At 70.6% G+C, this 15,944-nt stretch carries 12 protein-coding genes and 1 pseudogene; 8 read left to right on the top strand and 5 right to left on the bottom strand.

Going from position 1 to position 15,944, the window contains the following annotated elements; translation table 11 throughout:
• On the bottom strand, positions 1-768 hold a 768-nt coding region (locus ACTMTF_RS14260), incomplete at its 3' end, for an AAA family ATPase (protein WP_441111024.1).
• 163 nt (positions 769-931) lie between these two features.
• Positions 932-1,237: pseudogene (locus ACTMTF_RS14255) on the bottom strand (nuclear transport factor 2 family protein); the annotation flags it as partial.
• Between the two features lie 149 nt (positions 1,238-1,386).
• Here ACTMTF_RS14255 and ACTMTF_RS14250 point away from each other — a divergent pair.
• Positions 1,387-2,685, top strand: a complete 1,299-nt coding sequence (locus tag ACTMTF_RS14250; protein WP_441111023.1) for an FG-GAP repeat domain-containing protein — start codon at positions 1,387-1,389, stop codon at positions 2,683-2,685.
• A 2-nt stretch (positions 2,686-2,687) separates the two neighbouring features.
• Here ACTMTF_RS14250 and ACTMTF_RS14245 read toward each other — a convergent pair whose 3' ends face one another.
• Both ACTMTF_RS14245 and ACTMTF_RS14240 read right to left on the bottom strand, forming a co-directional pair.
• A complete protein-coding gene (locus tag ACTMTF_RS14245) occupies positions 2,688-3,740 on the bottom strand; it encodes a Glu/Leu/Phe/Val dehydrogenase dimerization domain-containing protein (protein WP_441111022.1) in 1,053 nt (350 codons plus the stop codon).
• A gap of 10 nt (positions 3,741-3,750) precedes the next feature.
• Positions 3,751-4,974, bottom strand: a complete 1,224-nt coding sequence (locus ACTMTF_RS14240; RefSeq protein ID WP_441111021.1) for a serine hydrolase domain-containing protein — start codon at positions 4,972-4,974, stop codon at positions 3,751-3,753.
• Positions 4,975-5,091: 117 nt separating this feature from the next.
• Between ACTMTF_RS14240 and ACTMTF_RS14235 the strand changes: the two genes are divergently transcribed.
• The 7 genes from ACTMTF_RS14235 (at position 5,092) to ACTMTF_RS14205 (ending at position 10,920) form a co-directional block, all read left to right on the top strand.
• Positions 5,092-5,526, top strand: a complete 435-nt coding sequence (locus ACTMTF_RS14235; protein ID WP_441111020.1) for an Lrp/AsnC family transcriptional regulator — start codon at positions 5,092-5,094, stop codon at positions 5,524-5,526.
• Positions 5,523-6,329 (top strand): helix-turn-helix transcriptional regulator, encoded by an 807-nt coding sequence (locus ACTMTF_RS14230; protein ID WP_441111019.1) that lies wholly within the window; start codon positions 5,523-5,525, stop codon positions 6,327-6,329. The genes ACTMTF_RS14235 and ACTMTF_RS14230 overlap by 4 nt, the downstream gene beginning before the upstream one ends.
• 70 nt (positions 6,330-6,399) lie before the next feature.
• On the top strand, positions 6,400-7,158 hold the full coding sequence (locus ACTMTF_RS14225; RefSeq protein WP_441111018.1) for a glucose 1-dehydrogenase: 759 nt from the start codon (positions 6,400-6,402) through the stop codon (positions 7,156-7,158).
• Positions 7,159-7,412: 254 nt separating this feature from the next.
• Positions 7,413-8,597 carry an MFS transporter gene (locus tag ACTMTF_RS14220; RefSeq protein ID WP_441111017.1) on the top strand — a complete coding sequence of 395 codons (1,185 nt, stop codon included), beginning with the start codon at positions 7,413-7,415 and terminating at the stop codon, positions 8,595-8,597.
• Positions 8,598-8,697: 100 nt separating this feature from the next.
• Complete coding sequence (locus ACTMTF_RS14215; RefSeq protein ID WP_441111016.1) at positions 8,698-9,273, top strand: PadR family transcriptional regulator; 576 nt, start codon at positions 8,698-8,700, stop codon at positions 9,271-9,273.
• Positions 9,270-10,052 carry an SGNH/GDSL hydrolase family protein gene (locus ACTMTF_RS14210; RefSeq protein WP_441111015.1) on the top strand — a complete coding sequence of 261 codons (783 nt, stop codon included), beginning with the start codon at positions 9,270-9,272 and terminating at the stop codon, positions 10,050-10,052. Before ACTMTF_RS14215 ends, ACTMTF_RS14210 begins: the two co-directional genes overlap by 4 nt.
• Positions 10,053-10,659: 607 nt before the next feature.
• A complete protein-coding gene (locus tag ACTMTF_RS14205) occupies positions 10,660-10,920 on the top strand; it encodes a helix-turn-helix domain-containing protein (RefSeq protein ID WP_397010666.1) in 261 nt (86 codons plus the stop codon).
• 107 nt (positions 10,921-11,027) lie between these two features.
• Here ACTMTF_RS14205 and ACTMTF_RS14200 read toward each other — a convergent pair whose 3' ends face one another.
• Positions 11,028-15,812 carry a GH92 family glycosyl hydrolase gene (locus ACTMTF_RS14200; protein ID WP_441111014.1) on the bottom strand — a complete coding sequence of 1,595 codons (4,785 nt, stop codon included), beginning with the start codon at positions 15,810-15,812 and terminating at the stop codon, positions 11,028-11,030.
• Positions 15,813-15,944 lie beyond the last annotated feature (132 nt).

The following is a 15,944-nucleotide window of genomic DNA, read 5'->3' as shown; positions in this document are numbered from 1 at the left end:
GGTGGCGCGCGCCCGGATCAACCGCTCCTTGGCCGCATCCACCTGCCCGGAGGTGATGGTGCCGGTCACTCCCATCTGGAAGGTGATCTCATGGGCGAGGGCGTTGACCAGCCACGGTTGTCCCTGCGTCAGCTCGAAGACCCGGTCCACCGCGTCCTTGGTGAACTCCTGGCCGGTCGCCTCGGTGTGCTGGCCGTAGAGCTCGGCGATCTGGTCGGCGGTGAAGTCGCCCAGGCGCAGCGACTCGGCGACGATGTTGAACGGGCTGGTGGGATTGCACCGGCTCGGATCGGCGCCTACGGCGATCTTGTAGTCGCGGACGTCGCGCAGTCCGCACAGAATCACGGACGTGGGGAACGGGTGCCCGTCGGGCCGGGCGTTGTGGCCGTCTCTGAGCTGGCAGAGGAAGCTGACCAGGCTGTCGCCCTGCAGGGCGTCGATCTCGTCGAAGAACAGCACCACCCGGCGCGGGCTGCGACGGCACCACTCGCTCAGCGCGACGTCGATGCGGCTGCCCGGTGTGGCCTGCGGCCAGGGAACCGGGGGCAGCAGTCCTTCCGGCCAGCCCGATCGCTCGGCGGCCGCACGGATCGAGTCCAGCAGCATCGACTCTCCCCAGCCGACGTCGTCGCGGGCCACCTTGGCTCGTTCGCAGGAGAACGCCAGGGCCGCGACCTCCCCCTCGGCCGTCAACTCGGACGCCAGGGTGCGCAGACCTGTCGTCTTGCCGGTCTGCCGGGGCGCGTGGACCACGAAGTATCGATCCATGTCGATCAGTGCTCGTGCCTTTGGAAGCCGCGGCGTGGGGGGCAGCATGTAGTGGCGTTGGGGGTCGCACGGGCCGGTGGTGTTGAAGAATCTCGCTCGGGGTGGGCGCATGGTCACATACTGTCACTTGGTACGCTGCTCTGCCTCGGGCTGATCGGTCAGGTCAGGAAGCACCCGTGTCGGGGGCGTCCACCTTGTCCAGGTAGAACCTGCTGAAGGCGAAACTGCCATCGTGGACGCGCAGGATGGCCACACCGCAGGCCAGATAGTCCCCTCCGTCCCGGGTCTTGCCGCTGATCTCCCACTCGCTCCACACCTGGTCACCGTCCACCACCGACCGCAGGACGGTCGCCGTCAGGTCTGGGACGAGCTCGAACAGGCCGCCCCAGTCGGCCCGCACCCGTTCCCGGCCGACGAAGCTCAGCTGCGGGTGGTGCGGCAGCTCGGACCGGTAGTCCTCGGCGAAGCAGTCGACCGGCCGCGACGGGGTCCGCCCGCTCGCGCCACGCCCGCAGCAAGGCCGCTACGGAACCATGTTCCTGCATTCTGTCCCACCTGCCCGAGACGAGGCCGGTGAACCGGAGCCATGACCACGGGGAGGCGGGCACACTAGGTGCTGTGCCTGACCTGCGGAGAGTGATGATCTGGCTGGCTTTGGCGGGGTTGTTGGCGGGATGTGGTGGTGGGCCGCGGCCTGAGCGCCAGGCGGGTTCCCCGGCCACGCCCACGGGCTCCGCGTCCGTCGCCGGCCCGACGGCCGCACCCGAGGGTTCCGCGTCCGCCGCCCGTTCCTCGGGCGCGTCTCGCGCCGTTGCGGGGCGGGCCGACGACGTCAACGGGGACGGTCACGCGGACCTGGTCGTCGAAGTGGACCTTCCCCGCGCTGACAGGCGTGACCTCGTGATCGTCCACGGCTCCGCCCGGGGCCTGGACCAGCAGAGGCGGACGATCGTCCCGTCGGAGACGTTCTGGTCCTGGTTGATCGACGCGGGCGTCAGGGCCGATCTCGACGGTGACGGGTTCGGCGACGTCCTGGGATACGGCCGGTCGAACGACGCCGAGCGCATGCGCCCGCACATCTTCTGGGGCGGCCCGCGCGGCATCGACCCCGGGCTGCCGCCGACCCCGATGCCGCTGCCCGGCCAGAGCGACGTGGCGTCGTACCGTACGGTCGCCGGAGATTTCGACGGGGACGGCGCCGCAGACGTCGCGATGTCCACCCCGAGCGGCCGGAACGACACCGGCCTGACGATCCTGTACGGCCCCTTCACCCGCGAGGGCGTCGCCGCCCGGGAGAGCGTCCAGCCGTCGCCGACCGGCTCGGACTTCTGGCGGATGTCCGTGGACCGGATCGACGGGCGCCGGGCGACGGCACTGATCGTGTACGAAGGCGACGACGGGGAGCAGACCTCCGGCTGGCTGCTCGACGCCGGGCCCGGGGGCCTGTCGAAGGCAGGACGCAAGCTGAACAAGGGGATGTCGGCCGCGTTCGGCGACTTCGACGGCGACGGCACCAGGGACGTGGCCGTCGGCGACGACGGCAGCCGCAACAACGAGCCCGGCTACGAGACGGAGGCCCCCTCGGTCGACAGGACGCTGACCGTCTACTACGGGGATGGCCGTACCAAGGCGTTCACCGGCACTTCAGGCCCGGCGGTCGCCGGCGACTTCGACGGCGACGGGCACGACGACCTCGCCTTCGGCGGCCGGAAGCGTCCCGTACAGATCTTCTGGGGCGGTGCGGGCGGTTTGCGCGCGGGTGGGGGAGTCGACGGGGCAGGCCGGGCGGTCGTGCCGCTGGCGGCGGGGGACTACGACGGCGACGGCGACGACGAGCTCGCCCTGGCCGCCCGCGACGACGGCTACGAGGTCATCGTCACGGACGGCAGGAGAGCGCTGAGCCGTTTCAACCTGTAGGTTCACACCGCCGTTTCGCGGAGGGCGGCGGCGTCGGCGATGCGCCGGTGCGCCAGCCGGATCGCCGCCTCGTACGGCACGATCCCCGCCGCCGTGGCCTCGCGGTAGACGTCGGTCAGGCGGTCGCCGATCTGGAGGGTCGCTTTCCGCGCCTCCTCGGGGGTGCCGCCGGCCATGTCGATGATCGTGCCGTGGATGACGCCGCCCGCGTTCACCACGAAATCGGGCGCCCACACGACCCCGCGCCGGGCGAGCTCGTCGGCCACCGAGGGGGAGCCGAGCTGGTTGTTGGCCGGGCCGACCACGGCGGCGCACCGCAGCCGCGGCACGATCTCGTCGGTCAGCATCCCGCCGAGCGCGGCCGGCACCAGGATGTCGGCCTCGGCGGTGAGCGCCGTCTCCGGGTCCACCCAGCGCGCGCCGAGCGTTCGCGCCAGCTCCTCGCGGCCCGGATCGATGTCGGCGACGGTCAGCTCGGCCCCCGCGTCGGCCAGCAGGCCGGCGAGCCGCCCGCCGACCTGCCCCAGGCCGACGATCGAGATCCGCTGCCCGGCCAGGGACGAGGTGCCGGCGAGGTGCCGCCAGGTCGCCTCGATGGCGGCGAACGTGCCCACCGCCGTCAGCTCCGACGGCTCACCGCTGCCGCCGTGCTGTACCGGCAGGCAGTGCACCCACGGCGTGCGTTCACGTGCGATCCACATGTCCTCGGCGCTGGTGCCGACGTCCTCGCCCGCGTGGTAGCGCCCGCCGAGGTCGTTCACCGCGTCACCGAAGTCCAGCAGGGCGTCGCGGCGGCTCGCGCCGAGGGACGCCGTGCCCGGCGGCAGCACGATGACGGACTTCCCCCCGCCGAAGTCGAGCCCGGCCGCCGCGCACTTCAAGGTCATGGCCGCCGACAGGGCGAGCGCGTCCGCCAGGCCCGCCTGCCAGTCCGGGTAGGGCCACACCCGGCAGCCGCCCACCGCGTCCCCCAGGGCGGTGGAGTGCAGCGCGATGATGATCGGCAGGCCGGAGCGGGCGCCGGTCCGGATCAGGACTTCCTCATGCTCCAGCACGGTGACTCCCTTACTTCGCCGGTACGGGCTTGCCCAGCATGACGCAGATGGCGGCGTCGATGAGCTTGCGGTCCGCGACCGCCAGCTTCTCGTCACGCAGGCCGAACAGGGTCGTGGTGACGACGGTGACCGTACGACGGCCGGTGCTGTCGGTGTAGTTCTGGCTGGAATAGCCGGGGATGCCGCCGGTGTGCCCCCACACCGTGCCGCAGGAGTTGGTGTGGCGCTGCAGGCCGAGCCCGTACCGGGCGGAGGCGTCGCTGGGATCCTTCACCGTGACCCGCATCTGCGCGAGCTGGGCCGGAGGCAGCAGCTTGCCGGACATCAGCGCGCTGAGGAACCGCCCCCAGTCGCGCGGGGTGGAGACCACCGCGCCCGCCGCCCAGGTGATCGCGGGGTTGAGCCCGACGACGCCGACGTGGCCGACGCGCTGCGGCCCGGTGAACGACAGACCCGCGGCGACCTCGGGCAGGTTCATCTCGGCCAGGCGGGCGGCGTCGGGTTCGTAGCCGTGGGCGAGCCGGTCCCCGTCGCGTGAGCCGGCGTCGGCGGACAGGTAGGTGTGGCGCAGGCCGAGCGGACGCGCGATGCGCCGTTGGATCAGGTCGGCCACGGACCTCTTGGTGACCTTCTCCAGGATCATGCCGAGGGCGATGTAGTTGGTGTTGCTGTAGGCGTGCTCCTTGCCCGGGGCGAACAGGGCCGGCTGCTGGAGGCCGAGGGTGAGCAGCTGACTGGGCGTCCAGGTCCGCTCATCCTGTCCGGTGAGCGTCTTGAGCGCGTCCGGGGTCAGCAGGTAATCGGCCAGGCCGCTGGTGTGGTCGAGCAGCATCCGTACGGTGATCGCGCGCCCGTTCTCGATGGCGGGCAGCCACGTGGCCACCGGATCGTCCAGCTTGAGCCGGCGTTCGGCGACGAGTTGGAGGATCAGGGTCGCGACCATGGTCTTGACGTTGGAGCCCATGCGGAACTGGCTGTCGGCGGTGAGGTGGTGGTCGTTCCTGGTCCACGACGCCTGCTCGGCGATCCGCAACGGCTTGCCGCGGCCGGGGTCGACGCGCACGATCACGCCCGGGGCGCCCGCCTCGATCTCCTGCCGGGCCAGGGCGGCGAGCAGGGAGGCCGGCGTCGGCGCCACGTTCGCGGCCGCCGGGATCGTCGGCGCCACGACCGTCAGCGCGGTCGCCAGGGACAGCCCTGCCACTAATCGCGGGCGGAAGTTACGGTGACGCATGGCGGTTCTCCATCGGAGATGTCACGGGGCCTCTCCCCGCGGCTGGGATCAACGCTAAGACCGCCGGATATGCGGACAACAGCTGCAGATAATGCGACGGGTGTTAGTTTTTTAATCGTGGACGCCATCGATCGTCAGATTCTTGACCAGCTGGTGCTCAACGGGCGGGCCAGCATGACGAAGATCGCGTCCGTGGTATCGCTGTCGGTGCCCGCGGTGAAACGGCGGATCACCCGCCTGGAGCGGGACGGGGTCATCCGCGGCTACACCGCGATCGTCCAGGAGCCGGGCCCGGGCAAGATGCACGCGCTGGTGGAGCTGTTCTGTTCCGGGGACGCCCAGACCAAGGACGCGGCGCAGATCTTCGGAGCCCGGTCGGAGGTGCGGATGGCGTTCTCGGCCGCGGGCGACAGCGACGTGGTCATGCTGGTGCGGGTGGACGGCACCGATCACCTGGAGTCCCTGCTGCTCGACCTGCGCCGCCACCCGATGGTGCAACGGACGCGGGCGCTCGTGCTGCTCAACAGCCTCGTCGATCGCCTCGTCACATGAGCGGGACGACCAGCCGATCCGCCGAGGCGCGGCGGGTGCGCCGGGAGCAGCTTCGCGACTTTCTGCGCACCCGCCGGGCGCGGCTCACGCCCGGCGACGTCGGCCTGGTGTCGGTGGGCCGGCGGCGGACCCCAGGGCTGCGGCGTGAGGAGGTCGCCGCGCTGGCCGGCGTCGGTGTGTCCTGGTACACCTGGCTGGAGCAGGGCCGCGACATCAACGTCTCGATCGAGGTGCTCGACGCGATCAGCGGGGCGCTGCGCCTCACCGAGCCCGAGCGCGCGCACCTGTACGTCCTGGCCGGCGTCAACCCGCCACCGGCCGATGGCGCCCTCGGGGCCGAGGTCACCCCGGAGTTGCGGCGACTGCTCGACGCCTGGACGCCCCGGCCCGCGCTGCTGCGGGACCGCTACTGGAACCTGCTCGCGGTCAACGACGCGGCGCAGACGGTGTTCGGATTCGGCGACACCGACCACAACTGCCTGATCTCGTTCTTCACCAATGCCCGATACCGGGGCATGCACGTTCACTGGGCGTCGGTCGCGCCGTCCGTCGTCGCCGCCTTCCGCGCCGACGCGGCGCACGCGCCCGACGACCCGGGGTTCGGCCGGGTGGTGGACGAGCTGAGCGCGGTGAGCCCCGAGTTCGCCGAGATGTGGGCGCGACACGAGGTGGGTGTCCCGGTGCAGGTGGTGAAGGCGGTGCGCCATCCCGAGGCCGGCGAGCTGTTCTTCGACCTGACGACCCTGGCCGTGGTCGACAACCCGGGCTGGTATCTGGAGCTGTACAACCCACGCCGGCCGTGAGCCTGGTGGTGCGGCTCACAGGTTGACCACGCTCTGGTCCGGTCGCCCGCCAGTCGGCAGGCTGAGCCCCATGACGCACACCATCTCCCGCTTCGACGGCAAGATCGCACTCATCACCGGCGGTACGAGCGGCATGGGCCTGGCCACCGCGCGACGGTTGCTCACCGAGGGCGCCCAGGTGGTCATCACTGGGCGCGACCAGGCCAGGCTGGACGCCGCGAGCAAAGAACTGGACAGCGGGGACCGGGTCCTGGCGCTGCGCGGCGACGTGTCGCGGTTGCCCGACCTGGACGCGTTGATGGCCGCGATCCGGGACCGGCACGGGCGGCTGGACGTGGTCTTCGCCAACGCGGGCATCGCCTCGTTCCAGCCGAACGGGGAGGTCACCGAGGCCGCCTTCGACCACATGGTGGACATCAACTTCAAGGGGGTGTTCTTCACCCTCCAGAAGAGCCTCCCCTTGCTGGCCGACCACGCGGCGATCGTGATCAACGCCTCCTGGACGGTGCACCGCGGCCTGCCCGGCACCTCCCTGTACGCCGCGACCAAGGCGGCGGTGCACAACCTGGCGCACACCCTCGCGGCCGACCTGGCGCCCAGGAGAATCCGGGTCAACTCCGTGAGCCCCGGCTACATCGAGACCCCGATGTTCCACGACAACATCTCCGCCGAGGCACAGGCCGCGGTCGTCGCCGGCCTGGCCGCCGGTCGCATCGGCGCCGCCGGCGACGTCGCGGACGCGGTCGCCTTCCTCGCCTCCGACGAGGCGTCGTACGTCAACGGGCAGGACCTCATCATCGACGGCGGCCTGGTCGCGGCCGTCGCTTGAGAACCGCTCGCGGCTGCCAGGCTCACTCTTCCTTACGTGACCGGCGTGGAAAGTGTCCGACCTTCTGTCCGGCCGGTCACGCGAAAGTGTCCGACCTTCTGTCCGGCCGGTCACGCGAAAGGGTCTGGCCTTCTGTCCGGCCGGTCGTGCCGGGAACGGGTGGGAGGGTGGGAGGGGCGGTGCTCGGGCTCTCGCCATCACGCCTCGCGCTGTAGCTTCGTGACTTCGCCCCCGTCCGTCATGGAGATCGGCTCATGCACATCCTCGCGCCTCGTGGACGCCTGCCCCGAGGTATTCGGCTGCTGATCGTGGCGCGGGCGGTGAACCGGCTGGGGGCGTTCTCGCTCTCCTTCCTGACGGTCCTGATCAGCACCGACTTCGGGGTGAGCGCCGCCACGGCCGGGCTGGTCTCGGCCGGCTTCGGGCTGGCGACCGTGCCCTCCCGGCTGCTCGGCGGGCATCTGGCCGATCGGCTGGGGCGGCGGCGCACGATCCTGCTGGGGCTCATCGGCTGCGCGGTCGCCCAGCTCGGCATCGCGGCGGCCGGCTCGCTGGCCGTGGTCGCCGTGTTCGCGGTCCTGCTCGGGCTCGCCTTCGAGCTGTTCGAGCCGCCGAGCCAGGCGATGATCGCGGACGGCGTGCCCGCGGCCGACCGGGCACGGGCGTACAGCCTGCTGAACGCGGCCCTGGCGGCGGCGGGCATGGGAGCCGGGCTGATCGCGGCGAGCGTCGGGCGATGGGACCTGCGGTGGCTGTTCGTCGTCGACGCGCTGACGTGTCTGGCGTGCGCGGTCATCATCGCCGTCGTCGTGCCCGCCGACGGCCCCCGGCCCGGCCGGGCGACGACGGCCGCCTCGTCCTCGGCCTGGCGGGATCCCGCGCTCCTCGCCATGCTCGGCTGCGGCACGCTCCTCGCCCTCGTCTACATGGTGATCATGATCCTGCTTCCGCTCGCGCTGCCCGATTACGGTCTACAGGCGGCGGACGCGGGCATCCTCTTCACCGTCTCCGCCCTCACCATCATCGCCGGACAGCCGCTTCTCCGGTTGAGACCGGTGGCCGCGCTGCCCCCCGCCGAGGGTATGGCGGTGGGCGCCGCGTTCATGGCCACCGGCCTGGCCGGTTACGCGCTCGCCCACGCCCTGCCCGCCCTGGCGGTCGCGACCGTGATGTGGAGCGTCGGCGACCTGCTCATCATGGGACGCGCGTACGCCGTCGTCGCCGACCTCGCCCCGCCGGAGGCCCGCGGACGCTACCTCGCCGTGTACGGGACCAGTTGGGGGTTCGCCACGGTGGCCGCGCCCATCGCGGGCACCCAGCTGCTCGAACGGCTGGGCGCGGAAGGCCTGTGGGCCTGCCTGGCCGGCGCCTGCCTGCTCTTCGCCGCCGCCTCGATGAGCGTCAAGCGACTGATCAGCCGGCCGAGCACGGCACCCTGAGGGCGACGACCGCCTCGCTCAGCACCTGCGCATCCACTCACGCGCCGAACTACAGCCATATTTCTTGACTAATCATGCAATTGAGTAGATAGTCCCTTCCATGGCATTACGGCATGCGGTGCTGGCGGCGATGCTGGACGGCGCGTTCTCCGGCTACCAGCTCGCCAAGATCTTCGACGTGGGCGTGTCCAACTTCTGGTACGCCTCCCCGCAGCAGCTCTACACCGAGCTGGCGAAGCTGGAGAAGGCCGGGATGATCGCCGGTGAGCAGGTCATCCAGCTCGACCGGCCGAACAAACGGGTGTTCACGGTCACCGAGAAGGGCCTGGACGAGCTGGCCGCCTTCGCCGCGACCGCGTCCAAGCCGCTGTCCATGCGGGACGACCTGGCGGTGAAGGTCCAGGCCATCGACCACCTCGACGCCGGCCCCGTGCTGGCCCAGCTCGACGAGCGGGCCGTCGAGGCCGCCGCCAAGCTGGCCCTGTTCGAGCAGGGCATGCGCAGGCTCCGGGGCGATCTGGCCGAGGAGGACTTTCTCCGCACGTCCCCCCGGGTCGGCCCGTACCTGACCTATCTGGCCGGATGCCGCCTGGAGCGGGAGATGCGCGACTGGTGCCTGACCACCGCCGCCCTGCTCCGCGCCCGTACGGCGAGTCACTGTGAGGAGGAGCGATGACCCGCTACACCCGGTATGTCGCGCTGGGCGACAGCCAGACCGAGGGCCTCGGCGACGGTGACGAGGTCCGTGGCTACCGGGGCCTGGCCGACCGCCTTGCCGAGCACCTGGCCGGGGCGTCCCCGGAGCTGCACTACGCCAACCTGAGCGTACGAGGACGCCTCGCCTCGCAGGTCCTCGCCGAGCAGCTCGGCCCGGCGCTGCGGTTACGACCGGACCTGGCCACGGTGATAGCCGGGATGAACGACCTGATCAGGCCCGGCTTCGACGCCGCCGCGGTGGCCGCGAGCCTGGAGGAGATGTTCGCCGCGCTCACTGGAGCAGGCGCGCACGTCCTTACGGTGACATTTCCGGATATCGGGAAGATCGCGCCTCTGGCCCGGCCGTTGCTGCCCCGCGTCCTCGCCCTGAACGAGCACATCCGCGAGGCCGCCGGCCGCCATCGTGTCACCGTGGTCGACACCTTCCCGCACGCCTTCGCCACCGACGCCAGGATGTGGAGCTCGGACCGCCTGCACGCCAGCCCCCTGGGACACGCCCGGATCGCCGCCGCCTTCGCGCACGCGCTCGGGCTGCCGGGCAGCGACGACACCTGGTCGGCCCCCCTCGAACCGGTCCCGCCGCGCGGCCGCCTGCGCAGCACGGGGACGGAGTTCCGCTGGATCGCCGGTTTCGCCGGCCCGTGGATCTACCGCCGCATCCGGGGCAGATCCTCCGGCGACGGCCGCACCGCCAAACGCCCTGACCTCGGCCCCGTACTGCTCCACGGCGAGGAGTGACGCGCGGCGCAGATTGGCCGCCATGGCTGGTGTCGAAAATCTGTAGTGGCGAGAGTAGACATTGGTCGCTGTGGGCGCTAATGTTTCTCACATCGCAAGGAACGGAACGGGCAGCAAGATCTAGCACCACGACGAACTGCCCGGAAAAGACGGAAGTTCAGGCAGAAGGTCGGACGAGACGGGCCAGCGCAGTGGCAAGGGGCCCAGACCGTGGACGCGCTGCCGAAGGTTTAGTCGGACAGAGTTTCAGATGATGCGAAGAAGGGAGTGTTGAACGCCATCGGGATCGCCCGTCGGCTCAGTTCCGCCGCGCGGGCACCGCAGCTCCACAGATAGGACGGTGGTCTACGGTTACGCATCCAAGATCCCGCACAGCCGCCGCCGAGTACGGCGGACGCGGAAGACAGTAAGCCGGCCGACTGGCCGGTAGATGGTGTTTGAACCTCTTCGGGGCTCCGGCGCACATGCGCCGGGGCCCCCTGTTGGCGTGTGAAAGGCATTAATGGATCAAACCCGCTCAGCAGCCGGCGGCGACAGGCACGCTCCCGCCGGCGCCGCAGTCAGTGCCGAAGATCGTTTCGATGACGAGGATTACCCCGCTTACAGCATGGGCGCGGCTGCGGAGATGCTCCAGGTCACCCCGACGTTCCTGCGAGCTCTGGGCACGGCCAAGCTGATCGAGCCGCTACGTTCCAGCGGCGGTCACCGCCGCTACTCTCGCTACCAACTCCGCCTCGCGGCCAGAGCCCGGGAGCTCGTCGACCAGGGCACGCCCGTGGAAGCCGCTTGCCGGATCATCATCTTGGAAGACCAGTTGGCCGAGGCGCTGCGCATCAACGACGCCCGCGACCGGCCGGCCGGACCGTAGCTCTCTACTTTTTCATGCGGACATGAACACGGCCCAGTGTCCTGCCGTGTGAGGCAGGACACCGGGCCGTGACAGCGGCTCAGGTGCAGCGGCTCAGTGACGGCGGCTCAGCCTGCCGCGCGCCGCAGCTCCAGCCGCACCCTGGCCAGCCACGCACCCCAGCCGTCCTGCGGCCGGCTGTCCTTGATGCGCAGGTAGAACGTCCCGGTCTGGCCGCGCAGTTCGCCGAGGTCGAGCGTGCGCTCCTCGCGGTTGGACAGGTCGCGCACGTTGGCGTCCTCCTGCAGGACGGTCCGCCAGGTCTGGTTGTCGGGGGAGACCTGAACCAGGAACTGGTTGCCGATGTCCAGCGTCAGCGACCCGCCGGTCACCTCGGCCGGCAGCGCGAACCGGTAGGTGGCGTGGCTGTCGCCGTCGGTGAATCGGGCGCGTCCGTCGTACACCTCGCCGTCGAGCTGGGACGCACCCGCCTCCAGGAGCCAGGGCGCCTCGGCCGGGGTGCCGGGCGTGAACTGCACGGTGTCGCCGAGCACCGTCACCGTCGCCTGCGCGCTCGCCGAGCCCGAGGTGAGCTGGATCGGATGGGTGCCGGGACCGGCCGTCGCCGGCACCGCCACCTGGAACTCCACCGTCTGGGACGCGCCCGGCGCGACGGGCCCGAAGTCGGCGGACGCGGGCTGGACGGTCCAGCCCTGCGGCGCGGTCGCGGTCAGCCGTCCGGAGGCGGGCCGGGTGTCGTGGTTGGCCACGGTCGCCGACAGCGTCACACTCTCACCGGGGGTGCCGAAGACCCCGCCGGCCTCGATGGCCAGCGACGAGGTGGCAGGCGGCTCGTGGGTGAGCAGCTCCACCTCGGCCAGCAAGGTCGGTGACCCAGCGGACGCGGTGAACCTGAGCCGGTACTGGTCGTACGAGCCAGGGCTGTGGATCTTGAACGGTCGGGTCTGCTGCCGCCACTGGAAGCTCTCCCCGGTCCGCTTGTCGATCGTCTTCCACGCGTTGCCCTCGGTGAGCCCTTCCAGCACCCAGCCGGCCGGATTCCCGGTGAGCTCGCCGGTGCCGGAGGTGAGCGTGTAGAAGCGCGCCTGCTCGTCGCCGGGGAAGGTGTACTGGATCCACTCGGGCAGCGCCGCCTGGCTGGCCGAGTCGTTGTCGAACAGCGCGCTCACGTCGGCGTCGCCGAACCCGGTCGCGGTGCCGCGCCCCGGCCCGGTGGCGTCACGCAGCGGCTCGGGGATCCGGTTGTCGTCGGTGATCGAAGGCGGCGCGGCGTCCCGGCCGGTGCCCCACCGCGACGGCTTCGGCCCCATCTCGAACACCAGCTCGCCGCCGTTCGCGAGCAGGTCGTGGGGGAGGTACGTCTTCCCGTACGGCCTGCCGTCGACCTTCAACCCCTGCACGTAGACGTTGCGGTCGCTGTTGCCGTTCGCCCTGACGACCAGCTTCTTGCCGTTCTCCAGACGTACGGTCGCCTTCTCGAACAGCGGGGAGCCGATCGCGTAGGTGGGGCTGCCCATCTGCAGCGGGTAGAAGCCGAGCGCGCCGAAGACCTGCCAGGCCGACATCTCCCCGTTGTCCTCGTCGCCGGGATAGCCCTGGCCGATCTCGCTGCCCAGGTACAGCCGCGAGAGCGCCTCGCGTACCTTGGCCTGGGTCTTCCACGGCTGACCCGCGAAGTTGTACATGTACGGGATGTGGTGCGAGGGCTGGTTGCTGTGGCCGTACTGTCCCATGCGCACGTCGCGGGCTTCGCGCATCTCGTGGATGATCCCGTTGTACGAGCCGGGGAACGTCGCCGTCTCCTGGGTGGCGAAGAACGCGTCCAGTTTGTCGGCCAGCGCGTCCGCGCCGCCGTACAGGTTGGCCAGTCCGCGTCCGTCCTGCGGGACGTGGAAGGCCATGTTCCAGCCGTTCGTCTCGGTGTAGTCGAAGCCCCACTTACGCGGGTCGTAGGCGCCGGGTTTGTTGCGGAAGGACCCGTTGGCGTTCCGGCCTTGGAAGAAGCGCACCGCCGGGTCGTACATGTGCACGTAGTTGAGCGCCCGGTTGCGGAAGTACTCGTACTCCTCCAGGTAGCGGGCGCGTTGCGCGCCCCGTGAGCGTTCGGCCAGCGACTTGGCCATGTTCGCGATGCCGAAGTCGTTGATGTAGCCGTCCATCGCCCACGACATCGCCTCGCCGGTCGACTCGATGCTCGTGTACCCGAGGAAGGCGGAGGTGGACAGGCCCTTGCGGCCCACGTGGCGGGTGGTCGGGGTGACCGTGGCGTTCTTGACGGCCGCCTGGTAGGCGGTCGCGGCGTCGAAGCCCTTCACGCCCTTCAGGTGGGCGTCGGCGAAGGCGACGTCGGAGCTGGTGCCGACCATCAGGTCCGCGTACCCCGGTGACGACCACCGCGCGATCCAGCCGCCGTCCTCGTACTGCCGTACGAAGCCGTCGACCATCTCGCCGGCCGCCTTGGGGGTGAGCAGCGCGTACGCGGGCCAGGTGGTGCGGTAGGTGTCCCAGAAGCCGTTGTTGACGTACACCTTCCCGTCCGCGACCTTCGCCCCGGTCTCGGTGGGGCTGCTGGGCGGGGTGCTGGTGGCCGACTGCACGGCGTGCTTGTACACCGGCGCGTCCGCGGTGCCGGTGTTCTCGAAGCCGGAGTTGGGATACAGGAACAGCCGGTACAGGTTGGAGTAGAGCGTGACCAGCTGGTCCTTGCGCGCCCCTTCGACCTCGATGACGCCCAGCTTGGCGTCCCAGGCCCGGCTCGCCCGCTCGCTGACCTTCTCCAGCGTGTCCGAGGCGGCGATCTCCAGCTCCAGGTTCCGCCTGGCCTGCTCCACGCTGATCAGCGAGGACGCGATCCGCATGGTGACCGTGCGCGACTGCCCGGCGTCGAAGGCCAGGTAGCCCAGCACGTTGTCGCGGCCCTGGCCGGTCAGCTTGCCGCCGCCGGTGACGGGACGGTCGAAGACGGCGTAGTAGAACATCCGGCTCGCCCCGGTGGACAGGTCGCTGCGCACGTCCGAGTAGCCCGTCACCACGCCGCCGGAGGTGTCCAGGGTCAGGCCGCCGTCGTTGTTCACGTTGTCGAAGACGATCTTGGCCGAGTCGCCGGGGAAGGTGAAGCGGGCGAGCGCCGCGTGATCCGTCGGCGCGATCTCGGTCTTGAGCCCGTTGTCGAACGTGACCCCGTACAGGTGTGGCTGCGCGACCTCCCGCTCGTGCCGGAAGGGCAGCGCGCGGGCGGCTCGGGACGGGTCCGGCGTCCCTTCGGCCGCCGACGGCATGAACTGGAACGTCTGCCGGTCGCCCATCCACGGGCTCGGCTCGTGGCTGGCGGTGAACGCCTCGATCTCGGGCAGGTTGGCCGCGTTGTTGTCCCGGTGATACTCGTACAGCCAGCCCGTCGACTCGGCGTTGGTCATCGGCGACCAGAAGTTGAACCCGTGCGGCACGGCGGTGGCCGGGAAGTTGTTCCCCCGCGAGAAGCCGCCGGTGGAGTGGGTGCCCCGGGTGGTGATCACGTGCTGCGACGGCCGCTCGTCACCTCGTGTCTTCCGGCCCTCGTACGGCTGCCGCTTGCGCTCCGAGACGAGCTTGATGTCGTCCACCCAGCCCCGGAACCCGGCCTCTCCTTCAGCGGAGTCGTAGGCCACCAGGATGCGGCTGATCCGCTTGCCCCGGGCGACCTTGCCGATCTCGGCGTGCTTGTAGTTCCACTGGTCGGCGTACAGGGTCTTGGACTCGCCCTGGGCGCGCGGCGTCAGCCGGACCCCGTGCTGGTCGACGGCCTTGAGGTCGCTGAGGTAGGTGCCGTCGCTGAAGGCCAGGTCCATGGCGACGTACGTGCCGGGGTAGCGCAGGTCGGCGGCGGTGAACTCGGGGAAGACGACGTACGACAGCTCCATCCGGGACGTGACCGGGATGTCCACCTCGAACACCTTGTTGGTGGAGTGCCCGCCGTCCTTCGCGGTGGTGCTGCCCGCGTACGTGAAGGCTCGCGAGCCGGAGAAGCCGGCGCGCGGCTTGGCGGTGAACCCGCGGGTCGGCCCGTCCCCGACCTGGCTGCGCACGTCGCTGGGCGGCCTGGGGCCGCGCTGTCCGTCCGACAGCTCCCACTCGGCCAGTTGCAGGGTGGAGCCGCTGCCGATGCGGGTGATGTTCAGCCGGTAGTGGGCGTAGGCGGTCGCGTTCTCGAAGCGGTACTCCTTGCGCTGGTGGCGCTCGGTGAACGTCTCGCCGGTACGGGTGTCCAGGGTGGTCCAGTCCTGCCCGTCCTGGGAGCCCTGCAGTTGCCAGTCGCGGGGGTCGCGCTGGGGTTCGTCGTCGGCGGAGGTCAGCGCGTAGTGCGTGACGGCGACCGGGCTGGACAGGCCGTACTGCGCCCAGCCCGTGCCGGTGAACACCAGCCACTTGGTGTTCGCGTCGGTGTCGGCCAGGTGCTCCTTCATCTCGCCGTTGGCCGCGTACTCGCCGTTGACGCTGATCTGGGTGATCCGGTCGGAGATGGTGCCCTCGATGCCGCCGATCAGGATGCCGGTGACGTTGGCGGCCTTCTTGACGCCCCGGGCGTCGGTCTCGGGGGTGTTGAGCCAGGTCGGCTGCGGATCGCCGGGCTCGAAGGAGGAGACGAAGGCCGCCCCCTCGTCCCGCGCCAGCTTCTGGCCGTCCTGCGCCGCGCGCCGTTCCACCTCCGCCGACGGCGCCTGCTCGGTCTTCCTCGGGTCGGGAAGCGGGCTGTGGGACGGGCCGGGGGAGGGGGTGCCCGAGGGGCCGGGGTTCGGTACGGGATCGGGGCCGGGCCCGGCGGTCAGCGCGGCGGCGGCGGGGGCGGCGAGGGTGACGGCGATGGCGGCGGATAAGAGCGCGGTCAGGAGGGATCGTCGGTGAGGGCGCTTCATGTGGGGGGAACCTCTCGTGCGTTCAGCCGGTACGGGGACTGAGCAGCGTCACGAAGGCGGCTGCGGGGGGTGCGGTGATGACAACGTTGTCAAAAAACGATCTGTTAAGGAAGTTTTCAAACCGGCAGCACC

The sequence above is a fragment of the Nonomuraea sp. ZG12 genome (genome assembly GCF_052068115.1).
Taxonomy (GTDB): domain Bacteria; phylum Actinomycetota; class Actinomycetes; order Streptosporangiales; family Streptosporangiaceae; genus Nonomuraea.
Note: the sequence above shows the minus strand (reverse complement) of the source record. Positions and strands in the feature narration are given on the sequence as shown.